Genomic DNA, 18,232 nt, shown 5'->3' on the forward strand with positions numbered 1-18,232 from the left:
CTGTTGTTATTGTACATGAACAAAAAGACAGGGTACAGAAAATAACGACTTACCTGATCCCTGTTCCCTTTTTTGACAGGTGAAGCTTCAGGCCATGCTTCATTCTAAGCGTGATTAATGGTTCGGCCTTGACAGGGAAAGCCTCTGAAGAAGGATCAAACTTGAATGATTTAATGAGAGACGAGAGGATGACAAGCATCTCAAGCATGGCGAAGTGCTGTCCGATGCATACGCGGGGTCCACCACCGAATGGTAGGTACAGATAATCAGGCCCCCCAAGAAGACGTCCATCCTCAAAGCGTTCTGGCAGGAATTCCTCCGGATAATCGATATACCTCCGGTGCCGGTGCATCAGGTAAGGACTGATCATAACGGTCGCCCCTTTTTTAATGAACGTGGATCCAATGTTCACATCTTCTTTGGCGCGCCTGCCAAACATCCATGCCGGAGGGTACAAGCGCATACTTTCGAGAATCACTTTTTTCGTATACAAAAGGTTCCCCGTTTCTTCCACGGAAGGCGTATCACTTGAAAGATTTTGTTCGATTTCACTTTCCACTTTCTGATAACAATCGGGGTGTTCCATGAGTAAGTGGAGCGTCCATAGCAATGCGGAAGCTGTTGTTTCATGTCCGGCCAGAAATACGGTCATCACTTCATCGCGGAGCTGCCTGGCATCCATTTTCTTCCCATTTGCATCTTCAGCGTCCTTCATGACGCTGAGAAGGTGCTCCCCGGAGACCTGAGGCTGTTGGATAATGGAATAAACCACCTCGTCCAACTTATCGACCGCATCATCGAACAGCTTGTTCCGAACCGTTTTCCATAAACGTGGCGATTTAAAAACACTACGGATCCTTTCTGTGGCGATTTCCATTGCGGTATCCAACTGCTGTCCCACTTGATCATGGTCCGCTCTCACCTCTGTACCGAACATCGTCTCTGTGATGATCTGGAGCGTAAGCCCTCTGATATCTTCGGAAATCAGTCGGTCTCCGTCCTTCCAGAGAGAGGTATGTTCCGTAACGACCCTCCCCATCGTGTCACAATAGCGTTGGATATGCTTCGGAGTAAAGAAAGGCTGGATTTTTCTTCGCTGCTGTTTATGATGCTGCCCTTCGCTTAATAAAAGCCCTTTACCTAAAAGTGGTTCTAACTCCTGAAAAGGCTTGGACTTATAAAAAGAGTCTGCTTTTCTTACGAGTACTTCTTGAATCAGAGCCGGATGCATCAACATGAACACCGGTCTATGAGCAAATCTGAACCTTGCCACAGGCTTCTGTGTCTCTTCCATTTCCATAAGAAATGCGAGTGGATCCTTTTTGAATGCCGGTAATTGACCAAGTGGTGAACGACTCTTCCATTTATGCATAACGTACCCCCTTCAACCTTCTATTAGAGAGTACTAGAGTCCACCTGATTTTATTCATTCCTTTAAGAAACATAGGAAACTTTCATTGTAGACTGATTTAGCATTATGGGAGGATTCTTGAAGGCTTGATTTCGAGGCGTTTGTGAGGTTTTAGGGGGCTGCGGGAAAAGGTTCGCTTTCCATGGGGCGGGCGCTGAGCCTCCTCGGACTTCGTCCTGCGGGGTCTCATCTGTCCCGCACACCCCATAGGAGTCTCACCGTTTCCCTCCGCCCCTTTACCATATGTGGTTCTCGAAATCCTTCTTAAATTAAACGACCGTGATTGAATGAAGACCTGATAAACCACGCCGATATAGTAGTTTCAACCATAGCAACTGCACGAATAATGTGAAGGAACAGGGTCTGGGAAACGTCCGCATGAAAAGCGAAAGGAGACACAAACGTGTATGTTTTTCTACGAGCTAATTCAAAATACCGCAAATCGTCGTTTCCCTGACCCCGTATCCATGGCAAGGAATCCGTCATTCATTATTTCAACCAGGCAAGGATTTCTTCAGGGGTTTTCTGGAGGGGCTGCTTGCACTTCCACGGAAAGCGAGCTGCTTCCCAACCACCCCTGATTTCCAATATGGAAAACGAACCCCTGTTATCTCGAAACGGAGTCTTCCACGATCTGGAGCTTTTTATAAGAGGTCGTGGTAGGTGTTATGGGGATGGATAGGAAAAGTCGATGGGAAGTTCCATCGACTTTTCAGGGGATGTTTTTGACATAGGTTTGAGCAAGCAGGTCGTGAATGGCTCGTTTGTCTTTTCTAAATGCGATCATAAAAGCACTCACCACAGAAGCGATTCCGAATGTAATCACTCCGAGGAGAAATTTACCGATGACTTCTCTAATAAACATCTGGAATAGACCTACAGGGTGATCTCCTTCTTTCCTGATTTTGATTGTAAGTATTCTTTTCCCTACGACATAACCGCTCCATATTACGGGAAGTACTGTTAAATAACTCACGTAAATGACCTGCCATAACCATCCGTCCGTTACATCCGTACTCCAATCTCCCTGATACCAAGACCATAAGAGATTCATCGGAACGGTAATGATGATCCCATCCAAGATCAAGGCGAACAACCGACTCCAAAATCCAGCTCGTTCCATAATCCAACTCCTTCCCATCAGGGAGAACCCTGATGATATGTAAAAGGGTATATCCAACTAGAAAATAGTAGACAAACGTAAAAAATGATTTATCTGTTAACAGCGAGACGATTAAAACTCCTAAAGAACCCTCTTTCTGTGAAGTCTTTAAGCAGCTTTTACAACATCAATAAATTTTCTACACCTGTTGTCTTTTCGGGACAGATCGTTCCTTGTTGGATCACGTTCTGCCTAAAAACCACACCATTCTCTCTTTTGTAGCGTAAAGAACTGTGTGCCCTTTTCCTCACTAAACGGATGTGTTGAAGTAAACTTCCTCGACTATTTCTTCACAACCTATGTTCTAAAAGGCCATTACCCCTACTATATCATGAACCAAAACGATGAAATATGTTAATCTAGTATAGCCAGTAAAGGAGGATTCCCTATGAATCAAGAGATGAAAATAGGTATCGCATTGATTGGCAGCTTTCTCATCTTCATGGTAGGCTTATTCCGTTTGTTTACAGAAGAGCTTCAGGATATACCACTGATCGTAGCGTATATCCTCACTTTCTCAGGCTTTATCGGTGTAATTACAAATGGTTGGAAGTGGAAAAAGCGGGAGAGTTGATCTCTCCCATCCTGTCTTCGTATAAAACGATACATTAAACCGTTCCACTACCAATTCCCCTTGATAATGAATCCAGATCCATAACCCAACATCTTGTTATAGGCGTTCATGCCGTCACAAGATCCTCCACCCATTATGAAGTTAGTAGATGATAGGCTTGTTCCTCTATTTTAAAAGTGTGCTTTTTAACCCATTGTAAATTTAATGAAGAAATTTATGGCACTTATTTCCTGGTATACTCCATATATGGTAGCTACATTCTTTCGCTAAGGATTGTAAAAAATTTAGATTGTCGCGTATTAAAGAAGACGGTTCCCCCACATAACCTGCATAATATTACCTATTTTTACATAAATCTACTATTTTACACTCTTTTAAATCCTCTTTAACGAAGTCTCTATATAGTTTTAAGTAGAAATTCAAATCATTTTCGAGAGGAGATTATTATGTTCAAAAAAACTGCTGTTGTACTAGTAAGTTCAACGATTATGTTTGCAGGTGCATCTATCGGGGGCGATCACACCGTACACGCTGGAGGAAACCACAAGACCGAGGGAGAAGTCGAAAATGTGATTTATATGATTCCTGATGGGTTTTCTGCAGGGTATGCAACGAATTACAGATGGTACAAAGGTGAAGATTCCATATTCGACCCTTACCTCAAAGGTATGATGAAGACTTATTCTAATGATTCTGAAGTAACGGATTCTGCAGCTGCAGGCACAGCTATGGCTACAGGACAGAAAACCAATAATGGCATGGTTGGCGTGACCCCTGATGGAAAAGAGATCGATAGTATTCTTGATGCATCGGAAGCAGCCGGTAAATCATCAGGTCTTGTAGCTACATCCACGATCACTCACGCGACTCCTGCCGTCTTTGGTGCAAGTGTTAATGACCGAGATGATCAATCACTGATTGCCCCTCAGTATTTAGAGAACGATGTTGATGTCATCTTAGGCGGTGGAAGAGAATTTTTCTTGCCTGAATCAGAAGGTGGAAAACAGGCAGATACCAACCTCGTCGAAGCTGCTCAAGAACAGGGCTATACTTATGTTGAAAACAGAGACCAGCTTATGAATATTGGCTCCAGTGAAAAAGTGCTTGGGTTATTCGCAGACGGTCCGCTCTCCTCTGAACTAGACAGGGATGAGACTATGGAGCCTGGTCTGGCAGAAATGACATCCTCTGCCATTGATACCCTTTCTAAAGACGAAGACGGATTCTTCCTTATGGTAGAAGGCAGTCAAATTGACTGGGCTGGTCACGCACACGACGCTGCCTGGGCAATGAAAGATACGGAAGCCTTTGAGAAGGCCGTCAAAGAAGCTCTGGATTTTGCTAAAAAGGATGAAAATACATTAGTAGTTATAGCGGGAGACCATGAAACAGGTGGAATGACTGTGGGGTCCAACGGCGAATACGATGTAAAAACAGAGGTTGTAAAGAATGTAACGGCAACCGGAGATCATATGGCCGAACAACTCGACGATGAGATGTCGAATATCAAGGAAGTCGTGAAAGAATATACAGGACTTGAACTCTCAGAAAAAGAAGTGGAAGATATCCGTTCTTCTGAAAATCCAAATAACGCAATAAACGATATGGTAAGCGATCAAGCTCTTATTGGCTGGACAAGTTCTGCTCATACAGGGGTGGATGTACCTATTTATGCTTTCGGCCCATCTGCTGATAGCTTTTCGGGTTTGGTTAACAACACGGATCTTCCGCAAAAAATGGCTTCCGCTATGAATGTTAAATTATCAGCTGATGTCAAAAAAGATCATGACCGTACCTCTTGGAAAGACCAAAATAACTTGGAATACACAGTCCCTACAGGGGGCTGGGATTCCTTTAGTGTGGTAGATTTATTAAAATCCCACGGCTACCATTCCAATCTGATGTTTCGCGGTAAAATTGCAGAAAGTTATGAAGTCAAGGAATATAAAGGAACAGCTCAACAAAACATCTTTCTCCTCAAAGAATTGAAAGATGAATTGAATAGTAAATAATTTCATTCCTTCAAGGATGAAAGGCGCCTGGATCCCTCTAGAACGAGGGGGTCCAGGCATTTTTAATAAAAAGAAAAAAATACTAAGCAAGTATGGTCAATTTTATTATCCTCAACATTCCAGGGACTGACGCTGCATGATTGATATTCCGTAACACTTATCACTGAGTCAAAAAAATTCACTAGTTTAATGGAGACAGGGAAATTCCCAGTCATCCACGACCAATCGTATCGTTTAACTTCATCCGGTCCTTGTCTTTCCAAGTTTTCTCGTTCTTTCAGTAGATCGTCATGACTTTACTGTCTTCCTCAGCCCTGTTTCAAAACAGTTGAACTTAAGGATGTACCACTTTTTCTAGCTTACATACTTACGATAACCTGCTTCGTTGGAATCATAACGAATGGTTGGAAGTGAAAAAAACGGGACAACGGATTCTCTCTCTTTCCACTTTAACTGAAATCCTCTCATATTAAGCAATCGTGTATCTTAAAATAAAGAATTTTCCTATTGTACAGTCGCTACGAGACCTTGAAGACCCCTCTTCAAACATTTCTTTGGTTTTGCTTCATCTTCTCCCTCACGATCTCCCATCCAAGTAAAGACTATGGATTGATGAAAGGTCCGATTTTTTAATCAGTTCTTCCATTTGCTCCTGGTTCCCCCAAAAAGCTGAAGAGAAACCAGACCTTTAAGGATACTCACACCATGGATGTATCCTCTTGTTAAAGTGTGGTATTTACGATCTATGAAAGGCTTAAGCTCTTTTGTAATGAAAGCGACATATTGCTTCCCCTTACCTCCTAAGGTTACATGGACCTCAGCATTCCTTCACTGTAGACCCCATTGATCCAAGGACAGTATTCATTGATTCTCTCTTCTGGGTTCTTTTCGATCGCTACAACAATGACTTTCAAACGATTTTTATCTAAAGTATTTTTCCAATGATAAATGAAATGCACAGATCGCATCAGTATCCCGAAACACGTTCTGGCCACCTTGCATATAGGGTGCCAGGGTATCGTCTTCTGTGAGTGTGCCCTTCAGGTAGATAAACACGTACTTTTCTTTTTTCTTGAAACGGTGTTATACAAACTTGATATATTTCAAGCACTTGATCCCCCTCCCGTTCTGCTTTCCTATCATTCTATTCCTTAATTTTACGCAATAATAGAAATATATTACATAAATAGTAGGAATCATCCTACGTCCCCATTCCTCCTACTTTTTTGACACCTAAGTTTTGAACTAAAAAAGAACCTGCCACATGTGCAGGTTCTCATCATGATCTCTTTTTTGATTGACCTACCTTTTGGTTAATAGCAGCAATGAATGAAGAAAGAATCTAATACATTTATTCGTTTTCCAGATAAAAAACAATCGACTCCACAATAGAGGAAGCGGATTGGCTCGTGCTCAGCCTGGGGCTCTGCCCTGACCATAAAGACATATATTCAGGACGGTTTTGGCTGGCCGCTTCCTTTCGTATGTCTTTTGTGAGCATGTTTTGTAGAGGATAAGCTAAAAGGTGACGGCCGTCCCCTTTCTCCATTTCTTCGATAAACGAATTCCGAACACCTCTTGCTGGCTTACCGCTGAAAACAGAAGTGACAACGGTTTCCGTTTCCTTAGTATTCAAAATCGCATCTTTATGTTGAGCTTTCGCACCACTCTCCTGGCAAGTGACAAAGGCCGTTCCCAGCTGGGCGCCTTGAGCTCCCAGAGCGAGGGCGGCCCTAACCCCACGGCCATCCATGATTCCACCAGCAGCAATGACAGGTATCTTCACGTGATCGACCACCTGAGGCACAAGCGACATCGTTCCGATCATGGCTTGATCAAAAGCTCCGGAAAAAGTCCCTCTGTGACCTCCCGCTTCACTTCCTTGTGCGACAACCATATCCATTCCATGTTCTTCGTTGATGATGGCTTCTTCCACCGTGGTAGCCGTTCCGATTACAACACGCCCCTCTTTTTTCAAGTCCTTGATCACTTCAAGCGGCGGTACCCCGAATGTGAAACTGACGACAGGAACTTGTTCTGTCATCAGTACTTCGATTTGTTTTTCAAAAAGAGAAAGATCCTGATTCGGCGTCGGTTCTTGTTCGATCCCTAGCTCGGCGCGGTATGGTTCCAACCACTTATTCGCCCCGGCTGTTTCTTCCTCTGTCGCTTGAGGGTATTGAGGTACAAAAACGTTCACACCAAACGTTCGACTTGTGAACCGCTTGATTTCCTTGATCGTATGTACCATAGCTTCAGGAGTCATATAACCTGCCCCCAGATTCCCTAAGCCTCCCGCATTTGATACCGCTGAGGCAAGCTCAGACGTCGTCACTCCCCCTGCCATGCCGGCCTGAATGATTGGATAATCGATGTTCAACCGATCAATGACTGTGTTTTCCTTCCACATGGGTTCAACTCCTTTCAAGATAAAAGACGAAACTTCAATCACTTTTACGCTGATCATCTTAACTACTCAAAAAAGGTCAGCGTCGAAAACGGTGACCTTTTTATGTTTACTTCACTTTCTCCCATCCGAGCTCATGGGAAGACTTCAAATCAATCGTTGTCGTTTCACTCCAAAAGTTCGTTAACGTATGTTGTGTATGCACGATAATCTGCTCAGCTGTCAAATGCTCATTGGAACATGTGGTATGGGCATCTGATATCAATGTAACACGGTAACCATGATCAAAAGCGCCTCGGGAAGTAGAGTCAACACAATAATCCGTCTGCGCCCCACATATAAAAAGGTGACCTGCTTCAACTTTATCAAGCGTCTTCTTAAGAGATGTTTGCACAAAAGCGTTCGGAACCGTTTTGAAGATGACAGCATCTTGTTCCAACGGCTTCTCCAAATCCGGATGCAGCTGCCACCCCTCTGCTCCCCGTTTCATCGGACCCTCCGGGTATTCATGTTGAACGTAGATCACTGGAATCTGCTTTTCTCTCGCCCGATGGATCGCTCGATTCATATTGGTAATTTTCTCTTCACACTGATACGCGTTTTCCATGACGGCGTTTTGCACATCAATGACGATTAGAACTTCTTTCCCCATTCGCTCACATCCTTTTTCGTTGTCTCTAATTACTTTTCTCTAAAAGAGTTCAGAGTTCCTCCATAGGATGTAAGAGTAATGGGAGATAGTTCCAGTTATTCATCCGGAAATTGTTATAATGGTTATCAATGGCTATGATTTTCAAAGAAAAAAACCTGCTCTAAAAAGCAGGTTCATGCCATGATATCTTTTTTCACTGACTTCAACTTCCGTTTCATATCTTCTACCATTTCCTTGTCCGAATTCACAGGATAATGATAATGCTGCTGGTAACTTTCATGGCCTTTACCAGTGATGACAACCCAATCTCCCGCTCCACTGTTCACGATCGCCTCTTCAATCGCGAGCGTCCGATCCGGGATGATCCTGCCCGACGAGTCACCGTACTCTTTCTGCAGGTCTTCCAGTGTGGATACCATTTCATCAAACGTAGCCGTATTCAAGTCATCAAGCGTGAGGATATAATCGTCTGCTCTTATAGCGGAAGCACCAATCATTTCCCCTCTTTTTGATACGTCCCTATCCCCACGAAAACCGAAGACATGCGTCAGTGACGCGGCTCCTTGTTGTCTTGCCGTATCCAGCACATGTTCAATGCTGTCTGCCGTATGGGCATAATCAATGACGACGGTCGGGCCATTTTCAAATTCAAAGAGTTCGAAACGTCCGCGGATGCCAGGTAAGGAAGTCATCGCTTTTTCCATGTCAGAAAATGAGAACCCGAGTTGAAGACCAACAGCAAATGCCTCCAATGTGTTGTAGACGTTGTGAGTACCTTTGAGCGGGGAAGTTACTTTCCTGTCTTCTTCGCCGTAATGAATGCAGGCTGCGAAATCATCGGTATCGATATCCTTCAGAATGATTTCATTTTCCAGATGGTGGCCGACCTTACAAACAGAAGAACCTTTCCCCTCCAAAAGCTGTGCCAATTTTTCACCCCAGGGATCATCCGTGTTGATGACAGACTTCCCTCCAGGTTTCAACATATGGAATAACTTCGATTTCGCTTCAAAATAAGATTCCATTGAGTCATGGTAATCCAAATGGTCTTTATATAAATTAGTAAATACCGCATAGTCGAACTTTACTCCCTCAAGGCGGTACTGGGCCAGTCCATGGGAGGAGACCTCCATCACGACGACATCATCCTTGCTTTCAAAGAGGAGCTTTTGCAGCAAGGGGGCGCTCGGTGTCGTCTGAATGCCAGGAACGACTTTGTCATTCACCATATAATCGATGGTTCCGAACATCCCGCATGAATAACCGTTCTTTTCACATAGGTGTTTAATCATATGGGATGTCGTCGTTTTCCCGTTCGTCCCTGTCACACCAATCACGATTTTATCGTCAGAAGGGTTTCCGTAAAAAGCCGTCGCGATCTGCCCAAGCGCTTTCCTGCAGTTTTCCGTTTGCAGACAAACCGCGCCGTCGTGCTCCATCTTTTCTTCTGTGACGACGACAGACGCCCCTTTTTCGATTGCTTCTTCAATAAAGTCATGACCGTCGACTTGATAGCCTCTTACGGCTACGAAGACATAACCTTCCTCAACGCTCCGCGAGTCGTCTGTGACACCGGTGATGAGCGAATGGGGATCTATATTCTTATTCGTTTTTTGATTGAGTAGTTGCATGATCTGTTCAACGTTCATCGTCGGTATCTCCTTTGATGTATGTTACGTGTTGCATGCCCTATTTTAATGGAAAATACACCGGCGTAGGCGGATTGTCGAAGAGATGTAAATGAATCTTAATATAACCGTCAATAATTTGGAAATCAGCTTTATACTATCCGGAGAGCTTCAAGGTCAAATAAGCCCCACCGCCTGTTCAGTCTGAAGGAAAAAAGTATAAGAGCCCTTTGAACATTCTCCTCCTTATTCATTATTAGGCGCCTTGCTTTTCTTTACTCTTTTTCTTGTCATAAACCGTTCTGTAATATTTCCTTTCTTCTATTCTGATGTGGTAACGCTCGGCAAAATCTTCAAGGTCAGCTAAGACTTCCACCGAGTCAAAGTTCACCACACGAATAGGGAAGCTTCTCTTCTTTTTGATGGATCCAGCAGGTGTCCCCCAGCCAGCATCCTTGAAGACAATCTTATGTATATCCTCGGGGTTTAACCTTTTCCCCCAAACTCTAAAATGAAAAAAACATAAATGGTATACGATTACTTGATCCGCCTTTAACTGATAAGAAATACCAAAGATAAGAAGTATTACTGCAAAAGATAAAACCGTAAGTATGGTAATCTCCTGTTCACGTAGGTCCGATATGAAAATGGGGGCAAATAAGGGTATGACCCAACGCGGCGGTCTGGCATGATACATGGAACTCCCCCTTTTGAAAATGGAAAAAGTGCATGGAATTCATTATAACATCCCATAATGAAAGTAAATGATAATTCCACCAAAGTTTGGAAAAGGAGTGTTCACACATGAACGAACAGGCAAAAGAGTACTGGGATTCCTATTGGAAAGGAAAAGAAAAACCTGAGAACGTCAAAGCATGGTCATTCGGAACTGCCCCTGATCGCATGGCAAGACTGGTGATGGACGGTGTCAAGACAGCCACATGCTCAGCACGTCAAGCTTATGAGGTGGAAAAAGAAGCGCTCCCTGAAGTCGGAGAATATAACATCATTTTAAATGGAGAAGATGAACCTGCAGCGATTATCCGAACGACAGAAGTGGAAGTGGTTCCATTTAACGAAGTAACCGAAGCGTTTGCCAGAGCGGAAGGAGAAGGTGACCTTTCCTATAAACATTGGTTAGAGGTTCATAAAAAGTTTTTTAAAAAGGAAGCAGAAGAAATCGGTTATGAATACAGCGAAGATATGGAGCTCGTTTGTGAGAGGTTCCAACTTGTGCACGTGAACCCGGATTGAAGGACGGAAATGGCTTCCGTCCTTTTTTCATCCAATACCTCCGGCTGGAGCGCCATGCGGATGGATAATCCAACAAGTCCGACTAAAAATACAATAATGATCGTAATGATGATGACTCTCAATTTATTTCGACTCAAAATCCAATCCCTCCTCCCCTTCTCTACCCGTTCCTTCAAGCAACTAAGCTTAGACTTTCGACTCTAAACTTTTATGGTCAAGGAGCATTTCCTCAAAAAAAATAAATGAAGCCATTATAAAAATTACAACCAAATATGAAACCTTACAAACCTTCAATCGTAGAAGAGGTGTTCAGAAATACTGGAAGGTTCGTTTCATATCATTCGGACATCTCCTTATGGTATGGTTGAATTCTGAACAACAGATGGAAAGGAGTTTACATATGAGCAAAAGAATAACGGCAAGTATCATTGCAGCCACGATATTGATTCTCGCTCTTGTCGTCCAGCTGATCGGAACGGTCTTCACTGGTGATGAAGCAGAGAATGAGACAATGGGCCTTTTCGCAAGCAATGAGAAATTAGAAGAAAAAGTCGTCGAACGAGGTACAGGAAGCAAACGGATTGTTGAGTTGAACCTGGAAGGAGCCATCATCGACAACCCAGGCACGAACCCGAATCCTTTCGGGGGCGGCGGATATCAGCATGACCGCTTTATGAAAAAATTAGAGGCGATCAAAGAAGATGCCTCCATCAAAGGGGTCCACCTTTATGTCAATTCACCAGGTGGCGGCGTCTATGAAAGTGCCGAAATCCATGACAAACTGCTTGAAGTAAAAGAAGCTGGAAAAACGATATACGTTTCCATGGGGAACATGGCCGCTTCCGGCGGGTATTATGTTTCTGCGCCTGCTGACCGTATTTTCGCAAGTAATGATACATTCACAGGTTCTCTTGGTGTCATTATGGAAAGCATCAATTATCAGGAACTGGCCAATGAATATGGTGTGAAGTTCAATACCATTAAAAGTGGAGAGTTCAAAGATATCATGAGCCCGACGAAGGAAATGACCGAAGCGGATAGAGAGATTCTTCAAACACTTGTCGATGAATCTTACCAGCAGTTCGTCGATGTCATCGTTGAGGGACGTGATATGCCGGAAAGCCGTGTGAAAGAATTGGCAGACGGCCGGATCTATTCAGGGAAACAGGCGGTGGAAAACGGACTGGTCGATGACATCGGATTCCGTGAAGACACGTTGAAGGCACTGAAAAAAGAAATCGGCGGGGACCCACAAGTGTTCCAATACAAAAATACAATGGGATCCTTTTTCAACCTGCCGCTCGCTGAAAGTTTGATGCCGAATAGTGAAATCCGCTACATCGAAGAATTGATCAGCCAGCGTCAAGGACCACGCATGATGTATATGTACACAGATTAAGGAGGGAACGATATGGATTACACCAATCATAACGAAAACGATGGGCAGCTATCATCGTTGATCCATCATCAGAAAAACGACCTCCAAAAACTGCTGTACGCTGGATTCGGTTCAAGATTCCTTGCCTACATCATCGACTTGATCGTCATTTGGAGCGTCAATACCATTGTGACCCGTCCGTTGCTGCGGCTTGTGAACCTGGAAGACGCAGAGCTTTGGGTACCCATGTTCAGCGCCGCAAACATTACGACATCGATCATCTTTTTCGCTTACTTCATTTTGATGACGAAGTTTTTCCGGGCTACGCTAGGAAAAATGATCTTAGGTTTGTCAGTCGTTTCATTCAAAGGAGAAGCCTTGTCGAATGGGCAAATCATATTTCGTGAATGCATCGGCCGTTACATCAGCATGGCAATCCTCGGTATTCCTTATCTGGTTGTTGCGTTCACAAAACGCCATCAGGGGATCCATGATCTTTTTGCAGATACATCCGTCATCAAAAATAAGTTCAGGAAGCTGAACGATACGATTGAAGAACGGCCGCAAACGGTATAAAAAAGGAACGCCTGCTTCCCATTGGAAGCAGGCGTTTTTATCGTCCTTAACGATATGGGTCTTGTTTGCCCGTACCGTTCTTTTCCCCTTTTTCACGACGAAGTGCATTCAGGTCTTTCTTACTTTTGTTTTTCGCTTTTTCACCCATGTCGGAAGACCTCCCTTCTCCCCTATTTTGTGAACTTTGATGAAAATCCATGTAATGAAATAACATCCACATAATGAAATAGCAGAAGAAACTCCCTTGCTAAAAGGGTAGCCTTACTCCGCAGGAAGATGGGTTTCTTTTACAGGGATATATCCCGTTTCTTCAATGAGCCTTTGTCCCTGGCTCGACAGGATCCACTTGATGAACGGTTCTACGTGAGGATTTTTCGTTCCATTCGTAATCGCATAAAAGTTTCCGGTCAGAGGGTAGTCACCGCTTTTTATATGATGGACACTTGGTACGATGCCATTTACATTCAATAGCTTGATGTTATGTCCTTCCACCATCTTCGTAGCGAAGAACCGATAACTGAAACCTATGCTGTTGCGATGGTTCCGGTAATCAGAAGCTTTTTCAATCACCCCGCCCATCCCATCAACTCTCTGGTCTTTGGGTGGGTCCATGATGGGTGTCCCTTTCATCATGTTCTCCAATCCTGTTTGACTGCCGCTCCCTTCCGGCCGTTGAAAAGCGATGATTTTTTGATCTCTTCCGCCCACTTGTTCCCAATTCGTAAGGTCACCGGAATAAATTCCTCTCAGCTCGTTCAATGTTAAAGAATCAATCGGATTATCTTTATGTACAAAAAATACGAAAGCCTCTTTACCTATAGCTGTTTTCTCCATCTGTTTCAAGGCCTGCTGTTGTTCCTCGGAAGGTCCAGCCGTAAAAATGATATCCGTTTGAAACCTGGATAAACGCTGATATGCTCCGTTCGTTTTCGAGACGATGACAGGACTTTCACTCCGATCAGCATGAACATATGTACCTTCTGGATAAACGGCTTCAGCGAAAGCTGCATAAACAGGGTATAAAGCTGTCGCCCCATCTAACTCAGGAAGATTTTCTTCCAATTGCAAGTCAGCAGGCTCTTCCAGGCGCGCAAGGTCAGAACCTTCCTTGTGCGGTTGATAATTGGATAGATCGACTTCTGCATCCGCAATTTCGATACTTCGTATATACCAGTCATAACTTCCATAGAGGGCAGAAGGAACAAGGAATACCACAACCACCAGAATCCATGTCCACTTTTTGGTGATTCTCTTATGAATGTCCAAAATAAAGTAGTTGACCATCAAACCGATAGCGATGCACATAAAACCGATGTAGATGTATTCATTTCCTGAGGACAGGATTCGAGCCAAACCATAAACAAACCATCCGACCAATCCAAAGACTACAGTAAAAATCCATGCCGCTACCTTTCTTTTCCCCATATAGATTCTCCTTTACTTCTTTATGGGATATGTTACCACATAGTTAAGTGTAAATATACACTAAATGAACAATATTACGTCAGTGTAAATAAAAAACAACTGTACATACTATGAAAAAACAGTCGGGATTCGAGGTGAGCACATGGATCAAACGTTAGACATCGATCAAATCCTTCGCGAAAAACAGAAAAACCACCATGTGACCATCAAGAAACTGGATCTTGAAAATCATCCCGTCCACGTCATCTACATACCTGCCATCACGGATACGAAGCAAGTCCAGGACGCGATCCTGCTTCCACTTCAAGAATGGAATCACAAAGAGAGTCCTCTTCCTCATGCTTTTTCCGCAGAACCTTTGCTGCAGCTGGAGAAGAAAAACGACATCGATCGCTACCTGCTCGATGGCTATACCCTTTTGTTCGAACAAAAGACGGTCTATGCCGTAGATACATCCCGGTTCGCCTATCGTTCCATACAAGAACCTGTATCAGAAATGACTCTGCGAGGATCGCGTGATGGCTTCATTGAATCATTGGAACAAAATGTAGCCCTTTTGCGTGTGCACCTGAGAACGACAGATTTGAAATTTGAAGAATTCACCATCGGAACCCGGTCCTTCACCAATATTTCCATCGCTTACGTGGATCATTCCGTGAATGAGGAATTGTTGAAGGATGTCCGGGCAAGGATCAACGCCGTACAGGAAGATTACATTCCCGATGGTGGAGTGATGGAACAATTGCTGGAAAAGAACAATTATTCCCTCTTTCCAGAGATTCAGGAAACAGAGAGGCCGACGAAAGTATCCAGCGCCCTTGTCGAAGGAAAAGTAGCCATTTTCGTAGAAGGGTCTCCTTCTGTACTGCTTGCGCCTACGACACTAAACAGTTTGTTCCAACAGGCCGACGACTACAATTTCAAATGGATTCCAGCCTCCCTTATTCGACTATTGCGGTTCATGGCTGCTTTTTTATCGGTCATGCTTCCATCCGTCTATATCTCTTTGATTTCTTATCACCATGGATTGATCCCCACAGATTTGGCTATATCGATTGCAAAAACACGTGAAGGTGTACCCATTCCATCATTCATGGAAGCTTTAATTATGCAATTGACGATTGAGACTTTAAGGGAAGCCGGCATCCGCTTACCGAAACCGATTGGCCCTGCCGTCAGCATTGTAGGAGCGATCGTCCTGGGTGAAGCAGCTGTTACAGCTGGCATCGTCAGTCCTTTGATGGTCATCGTCGTTTCGTTCGCTGCCATTTGTTCTTTTACGATCGCAGATTATGCGTTAAGTCTGGCGCTCAGAACCATCAGCTTTGTCATGCTGTTTGCTGCAGCGTTTCTAGGTATTTATGGATTGATTCTAGCTGTCTTCGTTGTCAGCATCCACCTGATTCATCTGCAAAGCTTCTCTGTGCCATATTTGGAGCCTTTCGCACCTTTTTACGTGAAACGTTGGAAAGATTCCTTGATCCGATTCAAGTTAAAAAAAGGAGGCGGGCGCATTGAGTGATTTGAAACAACTGACGATGCTGCAGCTTGTCGTCGTATTCATATCTTCAATGATTGGAATCGGCATCATCCTCATGCCACGCGATCTAGCCAAGACTGTAGATTCTCAGGACCTATGGCTGAGCATCATTTTTGGGGCCATCGCCGTTTCTGTCGTTTCCTGTATTTATGTAGCCCTGGCTGTCCGCTATCCCGGCCTCACTTTTTTCGAAATGACTACAACCATCATGGGCAAAATCATAGGCTACGTTTTCAACTTTTTATTCGCAGCCTACAGTCTCATCGTTGCAGCCTATATATTAAGAGTGACCGCAGGCATCATAAAAAACTACCTGTTAGATACAACACCCTTGTATGTGGTCGTCGGAACATTTCTGCTCGTCAGCATGTATTTGATCTATAACGGGGCCGGAGATATCGTTCGGTTTTTCCAACTCTATTTTCCCATCATGTTGGTCATGTTCATCGTTTTATGTTTATTGAGTATCAAAAACCTTGATATCAACAATGTACGCCCCATCCTGCAAAACAATATATGGGCGACGATCAGTGGAGCAAAAATCACCTTCTTTTCTTTTTTAGGCATGGAGCTTTTGTTGATCTTCGCCAAATTAATCAAAAAAAAGAAAACCAAACATCTGCTTGTTACGATGTGGACGAGCATCGGTTTGACCGCCCTCATTTATGTGGTTTTCCACATTATATCGATCGGAGTTCTTGGAGTAGAAGAACTGAAAGAAATCACGTTTCCGACGATTGAAATGGCAAAAAGCATCGAATTTCAAGGGTTCTTTTTCGAACGGTTTGAATTGATCTTTATATTCGGATGGTTGACGACGGCATTCACTTCCTTCACAGCTTATATGTACGCGTTGACTTTGGGGTTGAAAAATATGTTTACACCCAGCCGGTGGTTCCTACCGATTGCTGGTGCACTGATTTTCGCTTTGACCTTATTTCCTGAAGGCCTTACGGAAGTCTTCCACTACTCGACCTACATCCAATTGATTTCGGTTGCAGCCATCGTCGTCTTACCCGCTCTTCTATTGATTGTATCTTTGATCAGGGGGAATACGTATGCCACGTAAAATCATTTTTCCAGGTTTGGTGATGCTCTTCGTATTGACTGGATGTTGGGATATTAAAGAAATTGAGGATGTTGGAATCATCACGGGCATGGGTCTTGATGTGGACGAAGAAAACGATGAACTGACGATGATCAACCAGTATGTCGTTCCTGGTAAAATCCCGACACAGCAAAGCAGTTCCCAGCAAAGTGTTCCTTATCAAAACATTTCGCAATCCGGAAAAACCTTTTTTGAAATTATCCGGGATAACTCCTTGGAAAGTAATAGACCCCCCAATTATACGCACTTAAAATCAATTCTGGCTTCTACGACATTATTTGAAAAAGAACGCGCAGACAAAGTGATTGACCTGTTCATCCGTGACCATGAATTCAGAAGGACAACTCCTGTATACCTGACCAGAGATCCTGTCCTTGATATCCTAAGTACTGATCCAGCAAAGGAATTTTTCCCGTCTATACAAATCAAGTCTCTCAGTGAAAATTCCAATAAAAATAATAAGAATCCAACAAATTTAACGATTGGTGACATGTCCCAATTGATTTCCGAAATGAAAAGCTTTCTAATTCCTGGAATTACATTAAATGAAGGGAAAATCAAATCATCAGGAGCAGCGATCATTGAAGCGGAGAGTTCAAAGTATGTAGGTTGGATCGATATTGAGGATATGGAAGGCGTCCGGTATATCCACAATACGGTGCAGGGCGGTTTCCTATATTTAGACGAAGAAGTGATTGATGACGGACCAATTGCACTTGAAATCAAAGGTTCGAAAACGAAATTCAAGACAAAAGTGAGCGGCGATGAACCGGAGATGACGTTTCAGATTAAGACATCCACGGTACTGGCGGAAGACTGGGGGACGGGAAGAAATGTTTATAATAAAGGCTGGAAAAAAGAGATTGAAGATGCGGCGAACAAAGTCATCCAAGAAAAAGTGGAGCGGGTGCTGAAACTCGCCCAGCAGGAATACCAAATCGATTTTCTCAATGTATCCAAATGGGTACATATCCACGAACCGAGGTATTGGAAAGAACATGAAAAAGAATGGAGCGAGATTTTTCCTGACATGACTTTCAAGGTGGAAGTGACGACCGAAATCACAGACTCCGGCACCCAGAACTTCAATACAGAATAAAGTGGA

At 43.6% G+C, this 18,232-nt stretch carries 16 protein-coding genes; 8 read left to right on the forward strand and 8 right to left on the reverse strand.

Annotated elements, in window-relative coordinates; translation table 11 throughout:
* Positions 1-49: 49 nt before the first annotated feature.
* Both ACJA3J_RS11785 and ACJA3J_RS11790 read right to left on the reverse strand, forming a co-directional pair.
* Positions 50-1,372 (reverse strand): cytochrome P450, encoded by a 1,323-nt coding sequence (locus ACJA3J_RS11785; RefSeq protein WP_115894607.1) that lies wholly within the window; start codon positions 1,370-1,372, stop codon positions 50-52.
* Between the two features lie 751 nt (positions 1,373-2,123).
* A complete protein-coding gene (locus ACJA3J_RS11790; RefSeq protein WP_406944076.1) occupies positions 2,124-2,534 on the reverse strand; it encodes an RDD family protein in 411 nt (136 codons plus the stop codon).
* Between the two features lie 427 nt (positions 2,535-2,961).
* On the opposite strand from ACJA3J_RS11790, the gene ACJA3J_RS11795 reads away from it, so the two are divergent.
* Positions 2,962-3,147 carry a hypothetical protein gene (locus ACJA3J_RS11795; protein WP_406944077.1) on the forward strand — a complete coding sequence of 62 codons (186 nt, stop codon included), beginning with the start codon at positions 2,962-2,964 and terminating at the stop codon, positions 3,145-3,147.
* 446 nt (positions 3,148-3,593) lie between these two features.
* The gene (locus tag ACJA3J_RS11800; protein ID WP_406944078.1) at positions 3,594-5,159 is read left to right on the forward strand and encodes an alkaline phosphatase; all 1,566 of its coding nucleotides are present in this window, start codon (positions 3,594-3,596) and stop codon (positions 5,157-5,159) included.
* Positions 5,160-5,965: 806 nt separating this feature from the next.
* Here the strand turns inward: ACJA3J_RS11800 and ACJA3J_RS11805 are convergent.
* The 5 genes from ACJA3J_RS11805 to ACJA3J_RS11825 all read right to left on the reverse strand — a co-directional run bounded on the left by ACJA3J_RS11805 (position 5,966) and on the right by ACJA3J_RS11825 (position 10,543).
* Positions 5,966-6,127: a hypothetical protein gene (locus ACJA3J_RS11805; protein ID WP_406944079.1), complete on the reverse strand. Its 162-nt coding sequence runs from the start codon at positions 6,125-6,127 to the stop codon at positions 5,966-5,968.
* Positions 6,128-6,510: 383 nt separating this feature from the next.
* A complete protein-coding gene (locus tag ACJA3J_RS11810) occupies positions 6,511-7,569 on the reverse strand; it encodes an NAD(P)H-dependent flavin oxidoreductase (RefSeq protein ID WP_406944080.1) in 1,059 nt (352 codons plus the stop codon).
* Positions 7,570-7,675: 106 nt separating this feature from the next.
* Positions 7,676-8,218 carry a cysteine hydrolase family protein gene (locus ACJA3J_RS11815; RefSeq protein WP_406944081.1) on the reverse strand — a complete coding sequence of 181 codons (543 nt, stop codon included), beginning with the start codon at positions 8,216-8,218 and terminating at the stop codon, positions 7,676-7,678.
* A 173-nt stretch (positions 8,219-8,391) separates the two neighbouring features.
* Positions 8,392-9,867, reverse strand: coding sequence for a UDP-N-acetylmuramoyl-L-alanyl-D-glutamate--2,6-diaminopimelate ligase (locus ACJA3J_RS11820; RefSeq protein ID WP_406944082.1), 1,476 nt, complete (start codon positions 9,865-9,867; stop codon positions 8,392-8,394).
* A gap of 235 nt (positions 9,868-10,102) precedes the next feature.
* On the reverse strand, positions 10,103-10,543 hold the full coding sequence (locus tag ACJA3J_RS11825; RefSeq protein WP_406944083.1) for a hypothetical protein: 441 nt from the start codon (positions 10,541-10,543) through the stop codon (positions 10,103-10,105).
* A 107-nt stretch (positions 10,544-10,650) separates the two neighbouring features.
* Here ACJA3J_RS11825 and ACJA3J_RS11830 point away from each other — a divergent pair, with 107 nt between their 5' ends.
* The 3 genes from ACJA3J_RS11830 (at position 10,651) to ACJA3J_RS11840 (ending at position 13,054) form a co-directional block, all read left to right on the forward strand.
* On the forward strand, positions 10,651-11,100 hold the full coding sequence (locus tag ACJA3J_RS11830) for an ASCH domain-containing protein (protein ID WP_406944084.1): 450 nt from the start codon (positions 10,651-10,653) through the stop codon (positions 11,098-11,100).
* 400 nt (positions 11,101-11,500) lie between these two features.
* Positions 11,501-12,499, forward strand: a complete 999-nt coding sequence (gene sppA, locus ACJA3J_RS11835) for a signal peptide peptidase SppA (RefSeq protein ID WP_406944085.1) — start codon at positions 11,501-11,503, stop codon at positions 12,497-12,499.
* A 12-nt stretch (positions 12,500-12,511) separates the two neighbouring features.
* Complete coding sequence (locus tag ACJA3J_RS11840; RefSeq protein WP_406944086.1) at positions 12,512-13,054, forward strand: RDD family protein; 543 nt, start codon at positions 12,512-12,514, stop codon at positions 13,052-13,054.
* A 261-nt stretch (positions 13,055-13,315) separates the two neighbouring features.
* On the opposite strand, the gene ACJA3J_RS11845 is transcribed toward ACJA3J_RS11840, so the two are convergent.
* On the reverse strand, positions 13,316-14,479 hold the full coding sequence (locus ACJA3J_RS11845) for a substrate-binding domain-containing protein (RefSeq protein WP_406944087.1): 1,164 nt from the start codon (positions 14,477-14,479) through the stop codon (positions 13,316-13,318).
* A 142-nt stretch (positions 14,480-14,621) separates the two neighbouring features.
* Here ACJA3J_RS11845 and ACJA3J_RS11850 point away from each other — a divergent pair, with 142 nt between their 5' ends.
* Genes ACJA3J_RS11850 through ACJA3J_RS11860 form a run of 3 tightly spaced genes read left to right on the forward strand, consistent with a single transcriptional unit; the run spans position 14,622 to position 18,226 of the window.
* A complete protein-coding gene (locus ACJA3J_RS11850) occupies positions 14,622-16,001 on the forward strand; it encodes a spore germination protein (protein WP_406944088.1) in 1,380 nt (459 codons plus the stop codon).
* Positions 15,994-17,088, forward strand: a complete 1,095-nt coding sequence (locus tag ACJA3J_RS11855; protein ID WP_089654100.1) for an endospore germination permease — start codon at positions 15,994-15,996, stop codon at positions 17,086-17,088. The genes ACJA3J_RS11850 and ACJA3J_RS11855 overlap by 8 nt, the downstream gene beginning before the upstream one ends.
* Positions 17,078-18,226, forward strand: coding sequence for a Ger(x)C family spore germination protein (locus ACJA3J_RS11860; protein WP_406944089.1), 1,149 nt, complete (start codon positions 17,078-17,080; stop codon positions 18,224-18,226). Before ACJA3J_RS11855 ends, ACJA3J_RS11860 begins: the two co-directional genes overlap by 11 nt.
* The last annotated feature ends 6 nt before the right edge of the window (positions 18,227-18,232 follow it).

Origin of the sequence: Halobacillus sp. SY10, assembly GCF_045401165.1 — a bacterium.
In the GTDB taxonomy this organism is placed as follows: domain Bacteria; phylum Bacillota; class Bacilli; order Bacillales; family Halobacillaceae; genus Halobacillus; species Halobacillus aidingensis.